Origin of the sequence: Ligilactobacillus ruminis DSM 20403 = NBRC 102161 (assembly GCF_900113455.1) — a bacterium.
Lineage (GTDB): Bacteria > Bacillota > Bacilli > Lactobacillales > Lactobacillaceae > Ligilactobacillus > Ligilactobacillus ruminis.
Genome location: NZ_FOPI01000008.1, coordinates 69,353 through 86,632, shown reverse-complemented (window position 1 = coordinate 86,632; position 17,280 = coordinate 69,353). Strand labels below are relative to the sequence as shown.

Here is a 17,280-nt window from a genome sequence, read left to right as displayed (position 1 = left end):
GAGAAAAAACTGGCTGTTTTCGTCAACTTTTGAAGGCGCAAGGGCTAATGCCGTTGCGCTGTCGCTGATATATACGGCCAAACTTAATCAGTTGGATCCTGAAAAATACTTGAGAAAAGTATTAACGGAGATTACCAACATTGAGGTATTTGATCCTGAAAGGTTCCGCCAACTTCTCCCATGGAACATCGATCTTACCTCATAAATAAGAAAATAAAAACGATGCATACGCAATAACCTGAGATAATAATACTATCTCGGGCTATTTGTGTACACACCGCTGTTTTAACGACCGCTTACTTAAAAAAGCCGGACAAAGTCAGTCAAAAATCGACCGCCTGAGTTCGGCTTTTCGTTTAATTCAAGAGAGAAAAGAGACTTTTTCCAAGTCTCTTCCGGCTAGACATAATTAAAAATTTCGCTGTCAGCCAAATGAAATAAATATATTTTTATATGAACTGATAAGGATCAATCCCTTCCATTCCGATTAATGGATCTATTTTCTCAATATTGTCAAAATTCAAAATCGTCTTTTGAATACTGCCACGACTAGGATCGACATCAGCAAAATCATTTTTGGCTTCAAGCTGAACCGACTTTTCCTGAGGATTCGTTTTAGATTTTTTTCCGGTAAATTGAAAAACAATCTGTTGTTTCAGCATCGTCTCACGATTCAAAGCTTCAGCACGAATACAATTGACATAAGCACTCGGCTCGCCAATCAGCATTAATTTGAGCTTAGCACGCGTCAAAGCCGTATAAAGCAAGTTTCTTGCATACATCCGCGAATATTGTCTGACCATTGGCAAAATCACAATCGGAAATTCGCTGCCTTGAGATTTGTGAATCGACATGCAGTAGGCCAAAGTCAAATTTAAAAAGTCAGCTTGTTCGAGCTCGACTTCACGTCCTTCAAATCTGACCGTCATCGTTGTCCCGCGTCCTTTTTGCGGCTCATTGATTGCAATGATCTTGCCGATATCACCATTAAAAATATTCTTTTCAGGATTATTTTGCAATTGCAAAACACGGTCACCGATATGAAATTCATTTTCCCCAGACTCTACGCTTTTAGCATTCAGTCTTGTTGGATTCATCAACGGGGCAAGCGTGCGGTTCAATTGATTGATTCCGGCGGGTCCCATGTACATCGGTGCCAAAACTTGAATATCATCCGCATTTTGTCCCTTCTTCAAGACAATCTGAACGATTCTCTTCGTCACGCTGCAGACCTGCTCGCCACTGCATTTTATAAAAGAACGGTCACCGGTTTTTTCCAAAAGATCCGATGGAACTTCGCCATTTACGATACTGCGCGACAGTTTAACGATTGAAGAACCGTCGCCTTGACGGTAAATATGCGTCAATTCTTTTGACGGGATCTGCATGCTTTCAAGCATATCGGCAAAAACTCGGCCAGGTCCGACCGAAGGAAGCTGATTTTTATCACCGCAAAAGATGACCTGCATGCTGTCAGGAATGCAGGAAAGAAGCATATGCATCAATTCCGTATCGACCATCGATGACTCGTCAATAATCAGCAACGTCCCATTCAAATAATCTAAATCATTTGCGGAAATCTCATTGCCTCCAGTAATTCCGAGCAGATGATGAATCGTCGAAGCATCCATCTCGGTCGCATTGGCCATTTTTTGCGCAGCCCGTCCTGTCGGCGCAGCCAGCTTTATCCCCTTTGCGTCTTCCCTGTCAATTTTATTGAGTTTCATATAAACTTCGGTAATCCCTCGAAGTATCGTTGTCTTCCCCGTACCTGGACCGCCAGTCAAAAGAAAAACCGGTGATTTAATGGCATCCTTGATTGCCTGAAGCTGATCTTGACCATAGGTAATGCTAAGTTCAGCCTGGACGTCTTCAAGACAACGATCAATTTCATCTTCGTCATATTCAATCGGTTCATCGCGATTATTCATCAAGCGATAAAGATCATAAGCAATCTCTTGTTCGGAATTGTAAAGGGATTTCGGATATATTCTCTTTCCTTCGATTACTACTTTGCGTTTATGTCCTGCTTCGATAATCGTATCAGCTACTTTTTCGGGATCAACCTTTTCAGAACGTGCTCCTTCCAAAAGCTGCAAGGATTTTTCGAGCAAAAGCTTATCATTGACATAAGTGTTGCCATTTGAATAGCATTCTTCATACAAGGAAGTTAAAACGGCACCAAGGATTCGCTTTTGATCATCAAATGAAATCCCCATTCCTTGCGCGATCTGGTCGATGCGCTTAAATCCCAATCCGCGAATCTCGGTTGCCAAACTGTATGGATCTTTCCGGATAACTTCCAACGATTTTTCCTGGTAACGCGAAAAGATGTCTTCGGTAATCCGACTTGAAAAACCCAGATTGTTGAGCTCGATTATCGTTTGTTCAGTCCCGTTGTTTTCAATTATTCCCTGCATCAAAACGCCTTTTTGGCGTTCGCTCAAGCCAAGCGTTTCGACCTTGTCCTCGTCTGAAAGAAGCACGTTGATTGCGTTTTTTCCTAAAACGTTCACGATATGTTCAGCTGTTTTTTTGCCGATTCCGGGGAAAATATCCGATGACAGATACGAAACCACCCCATCGGTCGTCGCAAGCGTTTCAGATTTATAATTTTGTGCTTGAAACTGCATTCCATAACGTGCATGTTTGGTTAAACGCCCTTCGAACGAATACTCGTTTCCTTCAATGATGTCAGCAAAATTTCCGACTACGGTTATTTGCTTTTCGCTCCATTGAAAACTTGCTTCCTTAATTTTCACCAAAAGAACCTTGTAAAAACTGTTTGGTGCTTCAAAAAAGATATGCACCGCTTTTCCCTTAACGTGTTCGGTCATCCTTTCCCCCCTGTTTCCCTTTGTTGATAACCTTTGAAATATCGTCCAAACGTTCAATCATCTTGGAATAATATTCCTTATCAAGCTGCTTTGCTCGGCCAAAATAAGCATCCGGAGCTTTTCCCAATCCTGTTTCAACGACGCCACGCATGAAAACCGCGTGCTTGTCATTTGGTCTGTCTTTCAGATACAGATCATAATACTCGCATGCCTGGTCAAAGCATCCAAGTGCCAAAAACGAATCTCCTAAAACGATGCAGGAATCCAGCCTCGTCTGATTATTTCCTTTTTCAAATGCGGTCAAGGCATATGCCAATGCCCTTTGATAGTTTCCGTTTGAAAGCTCAGTCTGTGCCATCATCAGCATTGCATCAGACTCATATTTCGATCCGTTAAGCATTTTAAACTCAACCGATGCTTCTTTAAATAATCCCGTCGCATAAAAAACGTTGCCCAATCCATAATGAAGCAGTGCCTGCTTGTCTTCCTGCCCTTCAAAGACGTTCAACGCCCTTTTAAACAATTCTTCCGCCTGTTCAAAACTTTGCAGTTCGGTCAGATAGCATCCCAAAGCATAATATCTTTGTGGGTCATATGGATTTTCATCAACCTTTTCGATTAATTTCTCAATCTTTACTTTGGTCTTTTCTTCCAATCGATCTCGCTTATTTTTTTCCTTGTCCAAAAAATCACCGCCTCAGACAACATCCGTTGGATCAATATCGCGTTTCAAATAATCATTCTTATTCCATTCGATGCATTTGAATGTCTGACCATTATCGGTCGTTTCAAGAATTGAAGTACTTGTATTCGCAAGGCCGCCCTTATCTCTGATTTTTGAAAGCGGAATTCCCATCAAATGTCTTATTTCAGCACATAAAGCCGCCCCGTGACTTACGATCAGAATATTTTCCTTTGGATATCTTTCACAGATTGCCTTTATTTTGGGAGTCATTCGTTCAATCACGTCTTGATAGCATTCACCGTTGATTTTAGCACCGTCGTATCGATCGGGATGATGTTTGAATGCATCAAGCTCTTCCGGAAACTGCTTAGCAACCTCAGTAAATTTCATTCCCTCCATTTTGCCTAAATCAAATTCCTGAAATGCACGATCAGATTCAAGCTTAATGGGTTGATCCAACAAAGAGACAAGCTTTTGTGCCGTGACCCGCGCCCGCTTGATCGGACTGCAATAAGCCTTGGCAAACTTGACGTTATTCAAATATTCAGCCAACAATCCGATTTCAAGATAGCTTTGCGCAAGCAATGGCGAATCACCGTGTGCTCCTTGATATCTTCCTTCAAGATTCCACTCAGTTTTACCGTGGCGAACAAAATATAATCTGGTCATCAACCGACACCCTTTTCCAATTATAGTATGCTATACAGTTATTATCTCACATTTTACGCCATTAATGAACAACGGTGTTTTTGATTTGCAAACAAAAAAGCCGGGAAATTCCCGGCTTAGTCATCATTCCTTGACTACACGTATTGCAAAAGCCGCCCATTTTGATAAGCGTGATCAATCGTTCCGCTTCCAAGGCATTCTTCACCGTCATAAAAAACGATTTCCTGTCCGGGAGTTATTGCTCTGACCGGATTGTCAAAGACTACTTCGACCTTGTTTCTTTCATCGTTGAAATTCACTGTAACGCCGGAATCTTTTTGGCGATATCTGAATTTTGCGGTGCAGTGAAAACTTTGTCCGCGGTCTTCAATCGGTGCCACAAAGCTCAGTTTCGTTGCATCAAGGCTCGTTGCATAAAGATGTTCATTATGATATCCCTGACCAACGTACAGAGTATTCGTTTTCAAATCTTTTCCGACGACGAACCACGGCTCGTTTGACTTGCCGTCACCACCGATTCCAAGTCCGCGACGCTGTCCAATCGTATAATTCATCAAACCGAAATGTTCACCTTTATATTCGCCTTCAAAGGTCATCATTTTGCCTGGTTTTGCAGGCAAAAATTCACTCAGAAATTTGCTGAAGTTTCTTTCGCCAATAAAACAAACACCCGTTGAATCTTTTTTGTCAGCCGTTGCCAAGCCTGCTTTTTTGGCAATTTCGCGCACTTCCGATTTTTGCATGCCTCCAATCGGAAACATTGCTTTTTCAAGCTGTTTGCCTGACAGTTGGCTCAAAAAATACGTCTGATCCTTATTTTGATCAGCACCTCTCATTAAATGCACGGTTCCGTCATCATCACGCTTGATTTGAGCGTAATGTCCCATCGCAATATAGTCAGCATCCAGTTCCATTGCATAGTCCAAAAAGGCTTTGAATTTGACTTCTTTATTGCACATGACGTCCGGATTTGGCGTTCTGCCGTGACGATATTCATCCAAGAAATACGTGAAGACACCATCCCAGTACTCTTTTTCAAAGTTGACTGAATAATACGGGATACCGATTTCGTTAGCAACCTTGGCAACATCTTGGTAATCTTCCGTCACCGTACAAACGCCGCTGTCTTTTTTTTCGTCCCAATTTTTCATAAAGACGCCGACAACGTCATAGCCTTGACGTTTGAGCAAATACGCACAAACAGACGAGTCTACGCCGCCGCTCATTCCGACAACGACCCGAATCCTGCTGTTATCTGTCATAATAAAAACTCACCATCGCTTTATTAAATTCTGAATTAACAATTGAAGGTTGTTTTCTTCAGTGTTTCCTATGATAGCAAAGAATTTTGGAAAACACAAGCTGTACAAAAAAGAAAAGCAGTCACCCAAAAGGTACAACTGCAATTTCCAAAAAATTTATCAATATTTCGTCATTATCGTTTATTCTTCTACGATGATGTTGTGATCCATCAAGTCTTTCAAAATGTAATTTAACTGCTCAATGTGAGTTTCAGCATTATTGCCCTTAAAAACGTTGACTTCCTTGATCCCGTTTGCGGTCGTCGTCACCATTTTAAATCCGTCCAACGCAGACGTTACAGTCATCTTGAACTTGAAACCTTGATTATAAGGAGAATTTGGATCAAGCGAACGCTCCAATGTGAATTTTCCGCCCTTTGATTCGACAAAACCAACGTCTCGCAACGAATAACGTTTAATTTCAGGCGATAATTCAAAAGTTCTCGTATCGCCTTGCAACTTTGCTTTTTGTCCGTATGCCATGTTTATTACCTGCCTTTTTTAATTCTCTTAATCGTTTTTGACAATACCTCGATAATGCGTTCAACTTCTTCTTCAGTATTGTATCTTCCAAAACTGAAACGCAATGATTCAGAAACTTTTGGACTGTCTTTTCCGTACATCGCAGTCAGCACGTGGGACGGCTCAAGCGAACCTGCCGTGCATGCAGACCCGGCAGAAGCAGCGATTCCATTTAAATCAAGATTGGTCAGCAAGGCATCGCTTTGACACCCTTTGAACCAAAGACTGACGATTTGAGGAAGCTCGCTTCCATCATGCAACCCGTTTATTTCAAAATCGATTCCTTGATGCTCCAAGCCTTCCACCAGTTTTTTCTTCAAATTCTGAAATTTTTCTCGCAGTTCTTTTTTATCGGCACTCGCCAATTCAACTGCTTTGGCAAAACCGGCAATGGCCGGAACATTTTCCGTTCCGGCACGACGCTTCAGTTCTTGATCTCCGCCGCGCAAATACGCTTTAAGATTTAATCCTTCTCGTTCGTATAAAAATCCCAAAAACTTCGGACCGTTCAATTTGTGTGCAGACGTCGACAACAGATCTATCTTGTCTTTTTGAACGTCCACATCCAAAATTCCGTAGGCCTGCACGCAATCTGTATGAAACCACGCATTCGACTCCGAAACGATTTCGCCGATTTCATGAATGGGCTGCCTGCTTCCGACTTCGTTATTGCCCATCATGACGGACACAAGAATCGTGTCGTCACGTAATGCATCTTTTAATTCATTCAAATCAATAATTCCGTTTTCATCAACCGAAAGATACGTTACTTCGTATCCCTGGCTTTCCAAAAAAGCCATCGGTTTTAAAACCGCCTCGTGCTCGATTGCAGTCGTAATAATGTGTCGACCTTCATTTCTCCGAAGAAAAGCAGTCTGCATGATGGCAGTATTGTCGCTTTCGGTTCCTCCGCTCGTAAAAACGATTTCGTTATCGCTTTTTGCGTTGATTGATTCGGCAATCACATGTCTGCTTTCATCAAGCACGCGCCGCGCTTCACGACCGAAGCTGCTAACTGCAGAAGCGTTGCCGAAGACGTTTTTCATCATCTCCGTCATGGTTTCGATTACCTCGGCAGCCATTGGAGTCGTCCCGGCATTATCGGCATAAATTCTCTCCACGAAAAACGCCCCCTAATCCGCAAGCAAAGCCATGATCATCTTGGCCGAACGCTTGCCTGCATCAATAATGAACTCGTCAAATGATTGCGCCGCGTCGCCATTGCCGTTATCAGACATTGCCCTGACGACGGCGAACGGTGTCCTAAGCTGATATGCCGCTTGCGCAATGGCAGCTCCTTCCATTTCACAGCAAAGCGCGTCAGGATAAATTGCCTTGATTTGAGCAATTGCTTCATCGGAACTGACAAATTGGTCACCGGTGACGATTAAACCTGTTTTGACGTTCAGATTTGTTTTTTGGGCTGCTTTCTCAAGTCTTGAAACAAGTTTCTTATCGGCTTCAAAAATTTGCGGCTGGCCCGGAAGCTGTCCCTTTTTATATCCGAACGCAGTCGCATCAGCGTCATGGTACGCAGCACCGGTTGACAAAACAACGTCGCCAACATGCAGCCCGTTCCCGATTCCGCCGGCTGAGCCGGAGTTGATGACGCAATCGACATTAAATTCGACAATCATCAACGCCGTCGTAATGCCTGACTGGACCTTGCCGATTCCGCAACGTACCAAAACAACTTCTTTCCCTTTGATTTTTCCCGTATAAAATTCAGTGCCGCCGACCTTTTTATCAGTTCGATCTTCCAAATTTTCAAGCAGGTCTTTCAACTCTTCATCCATTGCGCAGATGATTCCGTAACGCATATTATCATTTCCCTTCATCGCTTTAAGCAGTCAACCACCACAGACTAAAGTCAGCAGCTTGTGAGCTATGAACCCTAACGGATTTCAGACCACAATTTACATAGATACAAACAACTTGCCTGACCAGCCGAAGCCGTGATCAAGCAGCGATCGTTTAATTACCAATGTCTTTTATGTCCCCAGGTTGCCATAGGGACAGATAAGCCAGGATAGTTTAGCTATTCCCTTATCAAGAATATCTTTAGCGGCATTCCAGTCACGAATATGGCGAGTGCCACAGTCAGGACACGTCCGTTCACGACCAGCCAAGGTTAGCTTTTTAGTATCATTAGTCCCCATCACAAAGCCGCAGTCGTGACACGTTTGAGTAGTATTTCTTGGGCTGATTTTGATGAATTGATGACCATAAGGATCTGATTTATAAGTCAATATGCCGAGAAAGGAACGCCATCAAAGCGCTCAAAGGCAGAAGCGCCTTTATTTTATTGCGTCGACACCCGGAAATTCGGCGGTCCCAATCCTGGGATGGTCATTTATGGTCGCCTGGCTACTACATGAACACGTCAGGTAATATGAGTAAAGAAACAGTCGAGAAATATATAAACGATCAAAAATACAATGAGATGAAAAAAGCTCCTTGCAAAGTTTGATAGGGCCTATCCATCCCATGGCTAAAGTCACGGGATTTCCGGCTAGACATAATTAAAAATTAACGAATCGCATGAATAAAAAGGCCAAAATAATTGCCGCAATTAAGAAAACAATGGCAATATCAAGTTTTTTCTTCAAACTTTTCGTCTTTTTCTCAACCATGTTTTCATGATTTTCCGCCAGCACCCGACTTCTGCTCACTGAATCTTTCTGCTCATCAAAATGCTGCGACTCGTTTTGAAAATTATCTTTTTTCCGTACATTCCGGAAAGGATTTGCGAACTTTTGCCGGTGCCTTCTGTCCGATCGTCTCAAAGGTTCGACCCTGTCCTGATCAAAAAATTCTCTTTCGTTGTCTTTATCGCTCATCTTATTCCTCAATTATTGCATCAATTGCCAAAACAAAAGACCCATGATCGTCTTGCTGTCGCAAACGAGCCCTTCTTTCATCGCAGACATTGCTTCCGGCAAAGTCAGCTCAACAAGCTCAAGAAATTCATCATCATCTTGCGGAAGCTCAGTTGAAACCGGCTTTAATCCTGAAGCGTGATACAGATAGATTTCTTCATCGCTGAATCCCGGGGTAGTATAAAAAGGAGTGACCAGCTCGATGTTTTCTGCCTCATACCGAGTTTCTTCGTTCAACTCGCGAATTGCCGTTTGAAGGGGATCGCTTTCTTCTCCAGGTTCGATTTTTCCGGCAGGTATTTCAAGCGTGACTTTTCGCATCGGCTCACGCCATTGTTTAATCATTACGATTTTGTCGTCGTCAGTAATCGGAATCAACGCAACCGCGCCATGATGTCTCACGATTTCGCGAAAAGCTTTTTTCCCGTTCGGAAGTTCAACTGTTTCTTTATCGACCTTGATAACCTTGCCATCAAAAATATTTTCAGTTGATAATACTTTTTCTTCAAAATTCATTCTGATTCCTCCAAAAATTATTCGCAAATTTTCTTGACAAATTTCTCATAGCTTGCCTGCTCGCCTGTTTCTTCCCAGGTTGCGGCCGAAAAATCGCCAAGAAGCGCTTCGTCCAATGAAACCGTGCATTTTGCGACAAAAGTCCCGTTCCCGATCAAAGACATGAAGTAGTTACCGTCTTCTTTTCGATGAACAATCGTTTTGACCATGCCGCCAGGATTTTTTACCGACAAGGTTTTTTCAAATCCCTTTCCATCAGTTTTTTCGAGCACATAAATCAGACTGGAAGCAGACATTGCCGTTCCGCACGCATTCGTATATCCGACTCCTCTTTCATACGTTCTAACGAAAATTTCGTTTTCCGAAAGAATTTCAACAAAACTGACGTTTACTCCGTCTGGAAATAAAGCATTTTTTCCGTCATTCAGATACGAAGCAATTCTCCCGAGATTTTCTGAAACAAGCGTTTCATGATCAACAAATGATATCAGGTGCGGGTTGGGCACGGCAACTGCACTGAATTTCAATTCACCAGACAGCATTTCCAATTTATCTTCATGCAATTCTTCTTTACCGACGTGCATCTTCAAATCATCAGCCGAAAAACTGACCGGTGAAATCTCAACCGCAAAAGTCTTTACTCCTGATGCGAGTTCATTTGCCTGCTCGACTTCAAGATCGGCATACATCGTTGCGACTTTAAAAGATTTCTTGCCGTTTTTTTCGCTTAGATAGCGCGCAACCGTTCTGAGACCGTTGCCGCACATGCTTGCTTCGCTTCCGTCTGCATTGATGACGCGCATTCTCCCCAAAACATCGTCACGTGTTTCAGGCAAGACGCATAAGATTCCGTCCGCTCCGCCGTGAAAACCGTGCTTGCGATCACAGACTTTGATTGCTAGCCGTTTCAGCTCCGTTTCAGATATTTTTCTTCCAAGTTTTTCTTGATCCAAAATGAAAAAATCATTTCCTGAACCATGAACTTTGATTAATTCCATGGGCTTACCTCTTTTACGAAAATTCTTCTGAATATATCTTATCATCTATGTGGCTTTTCGGCAAAGTTGTCGCACATATTTTCATGTCGCACATGTTTTCATGTTTTTGCAAAATTCAGCGTCAATCGCCTCGTCAGCGTAAAAAAGAAAACAGCTGAGAACAAATTTCTGATTCTCAGCTGCTTTGCTTTAATTTTTAGATTTTGATAAAATACTTGTCTGATTTCGTCAATTTTCCGACATTAACCGAAAAGCGAACTATTCCAATCCTTCAGTCAAAGCTTCAGGGTAATTTTTGGAAACAACTTTGGCACATTCATCACACAATTGCGGCAAACGTGCATCGCTTCCGACGGTTGTCGTCGTACGACGGCAGCGTGGGCAGACTTCGCCATCGGCATGCTTGACTACTACCTTGATTTCATCGTAATCATCAGCATCCTCTGGAGCTTGGTCCTTTGGCAAAACGTCCAAAGCGGAAACAATCAGTAACTGACGAACGTTTGCATTAAGCTTTTCAAGTTCGGCTTTGACGCCATCCGAAACATAAAGTTCGACATGTGCTTCAAATGACTTGCCAATCAGCTTTTCATTGCGTGCGTTTTCCAATGACTTGAAGACGTCAGAACGAACTTTCATGAATCGTTTCCAATTTTCCAAAAGTTCAACTTCACCGTCATAGTGTGCAACTTCCGGCATTTCTGCAAGTTGAGCGTAGTCTTCAGGTTCTTTTAGGTATTCCCAAATTTCTTCAGTCGTATGCGGCAAAACAGGCGTCATGAGTTTCGTCAGACGAACCAAGACGTCATAAAGTACCGTCTGCATCGAACGACGCTTGTGCGAATCTTCAGCTTCAACGTAAACGACATCCTTTGCAACGTCAAGGTAAAATGCTGAAAGATCAGTTGTCAGGAAGTTGATCAATTTCTTATAGATGTCCATAAAATTATAGTTTGCATAGTCATCAAGAATTTCTTTCGTGAACTTATTGGCCAAGACTTCCATGTATTTGTCGCATGCTTCAAGATCATCATATGCAACGGTATTTTCAGCAGGATCAAAATCCGTCGTGTTGGCCAACATGAAACGCATCGTATTTCTGAACTTGCGGTAGCTTTCAGAAATTTGCGAGAAACTATCCATCGAAACACGAACGTCAGCCGAAGTATCAACGCTGAGAACCCATAAGCGAATGATTTCAGCTCCCATCTTGTCAACGACTTCGCTCGGAACGATCGTGTTGCCAAGTGACTTGCTCATCTTGCGTCCTTTTCCGTCAAGCGTGAAGCCTTGAGAAATAATCTGCTTGTATGGAGCATGACCGGAAACGGCAACGCTTGTAATCAAACTTGAATTGAACCAGCCGCGATATTGGTCGGACCCTTCAAGATACATGTCTGCCGGATAGGTCAAATAGTCACGCTGTGCGCAAACACCCTGATGAGAAGAACCGGAATCAAACCAAACGTCCATAATATCCATTTCTTTTGTGAATTCGCCGTTTGGAGAATGCTCATTCGTATATCCTTCCGGAAGAAGATCCTTCGCCTCACGTTGGAACCAAATATTCGAACCGTATTTTTCAATCAATTTTGCAACATGCTCAATTGTTTCTTTGTCCATGATTGCCGTTCCGTCTTCCGCATAAAAAATCGGCAGCGGAACGCCCCAAACGCGTTGACGCGAAATTACCCAATCGCCGCGATCGCGAATCATGTTGTGCAAGCGAACTTTGCCCCAATCAGGCAAGAATTTGACTTCATCAATCGCATCAAGAATTTTTGAACGAATCTTGTCGACAGATGCAAACCATTGAGGAGTTGCACGGAAAATAATCGGTTTCTTCGTTCTCCAATCGAACGGATAGCTGTGCTCGTAATCCATTTGCCTAAGCAAAACGTTTGCTTCTTCAAGTTTCTTCAAAGATACTTCATTTGCATCATCATAGAAAACGCCGGCAAAATCAGGACCGCAGTCATCCGTCAAATATCCTTGATCGTTGACAGGTGCATAAATCGGCAAGCCGTACTTCATTCCGACCTTGTAATCATCGTCGCCATAGCCGGGAGCCGTGTGAACCAAACCGGTACCTGCATCAAGCGTTACGAAATCACCGATCATCGTCAAAAGTTCCTTGTCGTCATAGAAAGGATGACGTGCCGTGACATACTCAAGGTCAGCACCCTTCAACGTTTCAAGAACTTCATAGTTTTTCCAGCCAAATCGTTCGGCATTTTCTTTGACAAGTTCTGCAGCCAAAACAAATTTGCGATCATCGCCCTCCGGTTTAACAACCGCATAGTCGAATTTGGCATCAACCGTTACGCCTTCAGAAGCCGGAATAGTCCAAGGAGTAGTCGTCCATACGACAAGGTATGTGTTCGTATCAAGAACTCCCTTGCCATCTTTGACCTGTACGCCGTAAAATGCAGATGGTGACACGACGTCGTGATATTCGACTTCTGCTTCTGCTAACGCAGATTCAGATGACCATGACCAGTATACGGGACGCAAGCCTTTGTAAATCAGACCCTTTTCTGCCATTTTGCCAAAAACGCGAATTTGCGCAGCTTCAAATTCAGGATGCAGTGTCAAATATGGGTTATCCCATTCTCCCGCAATTCCAAGTCGTTTGAAATCTTTCTTTTGCCCTTCAACTTGTTTCAAAGCATATTCGCGACATTTTTCGCGAAAATCGGCGACTGTAAGCGCCTTGCGATCAACGCCTGCTTTTTTTAATTGTTGTTCGATTGGAAGGCCGTGAGTATCCCAGCCGGGAACGTAAGGAGCTCTAAAGCCCATCATCGACTTGGAACGAACGATGATATCCTTTGAAATTTTGTTCATTGCATGTCCCATATGAATATTGCCGTTTGCATATGGAGGTCCGTCATGTAATACGAATGAAGGCTTGCCTTCATTTAATTTTTGACGACGTTCGTAAACCTTGTTTTCTTCCCAATCTTTTTGGCGTTCTGCTTCACGAACAGGCAAATTACCGCGCATTGGGAATTTGGTCTTGCCTAAGTTCAATGTATCTTTAACTCTCATGTTACACCCGCTGTATAAACAGCCATCCTTTCTTAATCTTATTTTCCAAAACAGATTTTGATGCTTGTTTCATCAAAAAATAAAAACCCGCCCCAACAGGGACGAGTTTTCGTGGTACCACCCAAATTCAGAATCAAATCAATGACTCCCTTTGGGTCAATAACGGCACCACCCGACTCAGCTTACTTTGATTCAGCTGAGCAAAACCGAGATGATAAGCATTGCATCAAAACAATCGACCTTTCACCATTTCGTCGACTCGCTTTTGCATCTCACGCAACGCTCGCGTTCTCATAAAATTTTACATATTTTCTTCTGCTTCATCAGCAAAATGCTGACCGCCAGCATCAACGTCTGATTCTGGGAAAACGACGACAGCATCAGCTTCTTCGCTATCGTCAACTTCGCCGTCTTCAACGGCGTTTTGATAATAAACATCATCTTCACTGTCGTTTGAGAATGATTTTACTTCTTTAGCGGCCTCTTTGTCAAGAGTTTCATCGCGACGAATTGCTTCCTGAATTGCTTCGTAGCTCGTTGTTTCGCCTTGTTGCAAAATTTCATCCCATTCGCTTCCCTTAACTACTTCAAGCTGAGATTCCATCATGACTTGGAGCTTTTGTCTGAAAATTCTTGCCTGCTTGCGCAAATCATCGGTTTCAAGTGCCAGCTTCTTGGCCTTTTTTGAGGCCTCTTCGATGATGTGGCGTGCTTTATCGTTTGCTTGGTCAATAATATCTTGGCCTTGCTTTTGGGCTTCACGATTGATAATTTCGGCTTCTCGTTGGGAATTAGCTTTAACCTTATCAGCCGCTTCTTGCGCAACGATAATCGACTGATTCAATGAGTCTTTTAAATCATTGAAATACTTGAGCTTTTCTTGACTCTGCTTCAAGCTTTCAGTCAAATGATCGTTTTCTTTAAGCACAGCTTCGTAGTCTTTGATGACTTGATCCAAAAAGTCATTGACTTCATCTTTGTCATAGCCGCGAAGCTTTACATCAAATTCTTTATTGTGAATATCCAATGGGGTTAATGCCATTCCCCTTCACCTCCAAAATTATCGTAATTTTTTCAAAACAGAAACTTTTGCTATAAATTTGCCTTTTTTAGAAACACCGGTGAGTTCGTCCATCCTTACTCGCCCATATCCTCTCACGGATAAAACGTCATGGACTCTGATCTCAAAATCAGCTTTTGAAAAAATCATCCAATTTAACGACACTTTATTGGTCTGCAAAAGATCTTTTACATGTTTCCTTGAAAGATTGTACACCGAAGAAATCAGCACGTCGCATCTGAGCGAACTCAAGATAACCGTTGCATGATCCCATTCTTCAATTGGAGACACTGCATTTTGCAGTGGAATTTCCCCAAGCTTTACCTTGACCTTGCCGACTCTGTCGATATTTTCAAGCAGATACGGCTCAATTTCCTTTTCGCAAAAAAACTGCCACTTAGTGCCGTCTGTAATGATGTCGCCTATGACATCGCGTTCAAGGCCACAGTTTGCAAGCGTGCCTAAAATCGTCCGATGTTCCAGTTTGGCGAACTTGACGGGATAGTTGATTTCAAGAAGCGACATTGAAAAATCATTGTCTTGGGGTTCGTAATATTCCGGATAAAACAAAATTCTTTTTCTTTCGCTTCCTAAAAAGCCGCCAAACGTTTTCAGCTTAACGTCATCGAAACGTCCGATAAGCACGTCTGCAATAAAATGCTGCCGCGGATTCAAAAAATGAGTCAAAATCGGGCGGTATTCATCTTTTGCACGTACGATTGCTTCATTTAGGCTATCGATGACCGATGCTTCTTCCGGTCTGAAATGCTGATATATTCCATCCATTTGCTGCTCCGATCAATATATTCCAAAGATTCTCATCAAGAACAACGCGCCTTTTTCGGCAAACTCCAAAACAATTAAAGCGACAATCGGAGAAAAACTGATTCCGGCAATCGGGGGAATAAAGTCAAAGAGATCAAGATATGGCTGACACAACTTTATCAAAAGCTGACCGATCTTGCTCTCATATGCCCCAGGAAACCATGAAAGAAGGCAATATGCAACAATCAAAAACTCGTAAACTCTAAAAATATCAACTACTAATAGTGTAAGCAATTAAATACCTCGCATTTTAAATTCATCATCTTGTCTCGTATCAGTCAAGTTGCCTTCAACGATAAAATCATCAGGCGTACAAAGGAAAATCTTTTCGCCGATTCGCTGGATTTTTCCGTCAATTGCAAAAGTTACCCCAGATAAGAAATCAACCACGCGATGGGCCTGCCCGTCATCGATTCTTTGAAAATTAACGACCGCAGCCTGTCCGTCCAACAATCTTTGTGCAATTGCCTTCACATCTGAGAAAATGCGAGGCTCAAAAAGCATGATTTTTTTTTCATGATTCTTGTTGACCAATTCCATGACTTTGGAACCGTTGCCCTGGGTTTCAGCCTGTGCCGTGCGATAATCTTCTTCATCATAATCGGTTTCGTCCTCATCATATTCGTCCGATCTGAAAAATTCGCTTATTTTCATAGAAATCCCTCCTTTGATCATTTTTTGACTGAAATCAGCTTTATTGATTATTTCTGTGATTCAAAAATGGCGGCATGCTGAGATCATCGTCTCCATCGCTAAAGTCAGAATTTGAACCAAAAACGTTGAACTCTTTTTTCTCAACATTTTCAAATTCGTTCCCGCGAACCGGAGACTTGGATACCCCGTTAATTTCGCGCGTAATGTCCCAATCCCTCAAAGGATCAGATTTTTTGGCCTGATTAACGTCAGAAGGAGTTTCCTGACGAATGCCGTTTTTCTTTCCCTGCTTTTCCTTTTTATCGATTCCGGTTGCAACGACAGTCACGATTACCTCATCTTCAAGATCAGGGTTGATTGACGTTCCAAAGATGATGTTGACATCTTTTGTTGCTGCTTGAGAAACGATATTCGAAGCTTCTTCCGTTGCAACAAGCGATAAGTTGAGTCCACCCGTAATATTGAGCAAAACGTTTTCGGCACCGTCAATCGAAACCTCAAGCAACGGTGAAGAAATTGCCTGCTTCGTAGCTTCAGCCGCTGCATTTTCACCAGTTGCGGTCCCGATTCCCATCAAAGCCGATCCTTGATTTTGCATAACGGTTTTGACGTCCGCAAAATCAAGGTTGACGATTCCCGGCGAAGTAATCAAATCAGAGATGCCTTGCACGCCTTGGCGCAAAACATTATCCGCTTCTTTGAACGCTTCCAGAAGAGGGGTCTTTTTATCAACAATTTCAAGCAAGCGATTGTTGGCAATGACAACCAGCGTATCCACTTGATCTTTGAGCTGTGCAAGACCTTCAGCGGCAAAACGGGCACGCTTCGGTCCTTCAAACGTAAACGGACGCGTAACAACTCCGACCGTCAATGCTCCCTGATCCTTGGCCATTTTAGCCACGATCGGAGCAGCACCGGTACCAGTCCCGCCGCCCATGCCGGCCGTAACAAAGACCATGTCTGCACCTTCAAGCGCTTCAGAAATAGCTTCTTCGCTTTCTTGAGCGGCCTTATTGCCCGTGTCGGGATTTGAGCCTGCACCGAGTCCTCGCGTCAATTTTGGTCCAAGCTGAATCTTCGTTTCGGCACGTGAGCTTTTGAGTGCCTGAACGTCAGTATTGGCCACGATGAATTCGACGCCCTTAACGTCATCTTCAATCATTCGATTGACGGCGTTTCCGCCGGCACCGCCAACGCCGATTACTTTGATAGTTGCACTGTTTAATGTTTCCGTATCATCCATTGAATAGTCCATAATAAAATCCTCCGTCATTCAATCATCG

The 17,280-nt window shown here is 42.9% G+C and carries 17 protein-coding genes and 2 pseudogenes; 2 read left to right on the top strand and 17 right to left on the bottom strand.

Annotation, left to right across the window (positions count from 1 at the left end; all coding sequences use genetic code 11):
• A partial coding sequence (locus tag BMZ95_RS11250; RefSeq protein ID WP_191981826.1) for a transposase domain-containing protein occupies window positions 1-205 on the top strand: 205 nt, incomplete at its 5' end.
• 244 nt (window positions 206-449) lie between these two features.
• On the opposite strand, the gene recD2 is transcribed toward BMZ95_RS11250, so the two are convergent.
• The 8 genes and pseudogenes from recD2 to BMZ95_RS03275 form a co-directional block, all read right to left on the bottom strand.
• On the bottom strand, window positions 450-2,837 hold the full coding sequence (gene recD2, locus BMZ95_RS03310) for an SF1B family DNA helicase RecD2 (RefSeq protein ID WP_014073705.1): 2,388 nt from the start codon (window positions 2,835-2,837) through the stop codon (window positions 450-452).
• Window positions 2,821-3,522: a tetratricopeptide repeat protein gene (locus tag BMZ95_RS03305; protein ID WP_046922081.1), complete on the bottom strand. Its 702-nt coding sequence runs from the start codon at window positions 3,520-3,522 to the stop codon at window positions 2,821-2,823. Before BMZ95_RS03305 ends, recD2 begins: the two co-directional genes overlap by 17 nt.
• Window positions 3,523-3,534: 12 nt before the next feature.
• A complete protein-coding gene (locus BMZ95_RS03300) occupies window positions 3,535-4,191 on the bottom strand; it encodes a histidine phosphatase family protein (RefSeq protein ID WP_014073707.1) in 657 nt (218 codons plus the stop codon).
• A gap of 134 nt (window positions 4,192-4,325) precedes the next feature.
• The gene (mnmA, locus tag BMZ95_RS03295; RefSeq protein ID WP_003694348.1) at window positions 4,326-5,453 is read right to left on the bottom strand and encodes a tRNA 2-thiouridine(34) synthase MnmA; all 1,128 of its coding nucleotides are present in this window, start codon (window positions 5,451-5,453) and stop codon (window positions 4,326-4,328) included.
• Window positions 5,454-5,633: 180 nt separating this feature from the next.
• Window positions 5,634-5,975 (bottom strand): DUF1831 domain-containing protein, encoded by a 342-nt coding sequence (locus BMZ95_RS03290; RefSeq protein ID WP_014073708.1) that lies wholly within the window; start codon window positions 5,973-5,975, stop codon window positions 5,634-5,636.
• A gap of 5 nt (window positions 5,976-5,980) precedes the next feature.
• Window positions 5,981-7,135 carry a cysteine desulfurase family protein gene (locus BMZ95_RS03285; protein ID WP_014073709.1) on the bottom strand — a complete coding sequence of 385 codons (1,155 nt, stop codon included), beginning with the start codon at window positions 7,133-7,135 and terminating at the stop codon, window positions 5,981-5,983.
• A gap of 12 nt (window positions 7,136-7,147) precedes the next feature.
• Window positions 7,148-7,834, bottom strand: coding sequence for a 5'-methylthioadenosine/adenosylhomocysteine nucleosidase (locus BMZ95_RS03280; protein ID WP_014073710.1), 687 nt, complete (start codon window positions 7,832-7,834; stop codon window positions 7,148-7,150).
• Window positions 7,835-8,005: 171 nt separating this feature from the next.
• Window positions 8,006-8,284: pseudogene (locus BMZ95_RS03275) on the bottom strand (zinc ribbon domain-containing protein); the annotation flags it as partial.
• On the opposite strand from BMZ95_RS03275, the pseudogene BMZ95_RS03270 reads away from it, so the two are divergent.
• Window positions 8,278-8,484 (top strand): annotated as a pseudogene (locus BMZ95_RS03270) (transposase); the annotation flags it as partial. The pseudogenes BMZ95_RS03275 and BMZ95_RS03270 overlap by 7 nt on opposite strands.
• A gap of 52 nt (window positions 8,485-8,536) precedes the next feature.
• On the opposite strand, the gene BMZ95_RS03265 reads toward BMZ95_RS03270, so the two are convergent.
• The 9 genes from BMZ95_RS03265 to ftsZ all read right to left on the bottom strand — a co-directional run bounded on the left by BMZ95_RS03265 (window position 8,537) and on the right by ftsZ (window position 17,252).
• Window positions 8,537-8,854 (bottom strand): hypothetical protein, encoded by a 318-nt coding sequence (locus tag BMZ95_RS03265; RefSeq protein WP_014073711.1) that lies wholly within the window; start codon window positions 8,852-8,854, stop codon window positions 8,537-8,539.
• A 12-nt stretch (window positions 8,855-8,866) separates the two neighbouring features.
• On the bottom strand, window positions 8,867-9,409 hold the full coding sequence (locus BMZ95_RS03260; protein WP_014073712.1) for an NUDIX hydrolase: 543 nt from the start codon (window positions 9,407-9,409) through the stop codon (window positions 8,867-8,869).
• Between the two features lie 17 nt (window positions 9,410-9,426).
• Complete coding sequence (gene dapF, locus BMZ95_RS03255) at window positions 9,427-10,407, bottom strand: diaminopimelate epimerase (RefSeq protein ID WP_046922080.1); 981 nt, start codon at window positions 10,405-10,407, stop codon at window positions 9,427-9,429.
• A 258-nt stretch (window positions 10,408-10,665) separates the two neighbouring features.
• On the bottom strand, window positions 10,666-13,458 hold the full coding sequence (ileS, locus tag BMZ95_RS03250; protein ID WP_046922079.1) for an isoleucine--tRNA ligase: 2,793 nt from the start codon (window positions 13,456-13,458) through the stop codon (window positions 10,666-10,668).
• Window positions 13,459-13,759: 301 nt separating this feature from the next.
• A complete protein-coding gene (locus BMZ95_RS03245; RefSeq protein ID WP_003694364.1) occupies window positions 13,760-14,500 on the bottom strand; it encodes a DivIVA domain-containing protein in 741 nt (246 codons plus the stop codon).
• Between the two features lie 18 nt (window positions 14,501-14,518).
• The gene (locus BMZ95_RS03240; RefSeq protein WP_046922078.1) at window positions 14,519-15,304 is read right to left on the bottom strand and encodes a YlmH family RNA-binding protein; all 786 of its coding nucleotides are present in this window, start codon (window positions 15,302-15,304) and stop codon (window positions 14,519-14,521) included.
• A gap of 12 nt (window positions 15,305-15,316) precedes the next feature.
• Window positions 15,317-15,577 (bottom strand): YggT family protein, encoded by a 261-nt coding sequence (locus BMZ95_RS03235; RefSeq protein WP_014073715.1) that lies wholly within the window; start codon window positions 15,575-15,577, stop codon window positions 15,317-15,319.
• Complete coding sequence (locus tag BMZ95_RS03230) at window positions 15,578-16,018, bottom strand: cell division protein SepF (RefSeq protein ID WP_014073716.1); 441 nt, start codon at window positions 16,016-16,018, stop codon at window positions 15,578-15,580. It lies immediately after the preceding gene.
• 19 nt (window positions 16,019-16,037) lie between these two features.
• A complete protein-coding gene (gene ftsZ / locus BMZ95_RS03225; protein WP_046922077.1) occupies window positions 16,038-17,252 on the bottom strand; it encodes a cell division protein FtsZ in 1,215 nt (404 codons plus the stop codon).
• Between the last annotated feature and the right edge of the window lie 28 nt (window positions 17,253-17,280).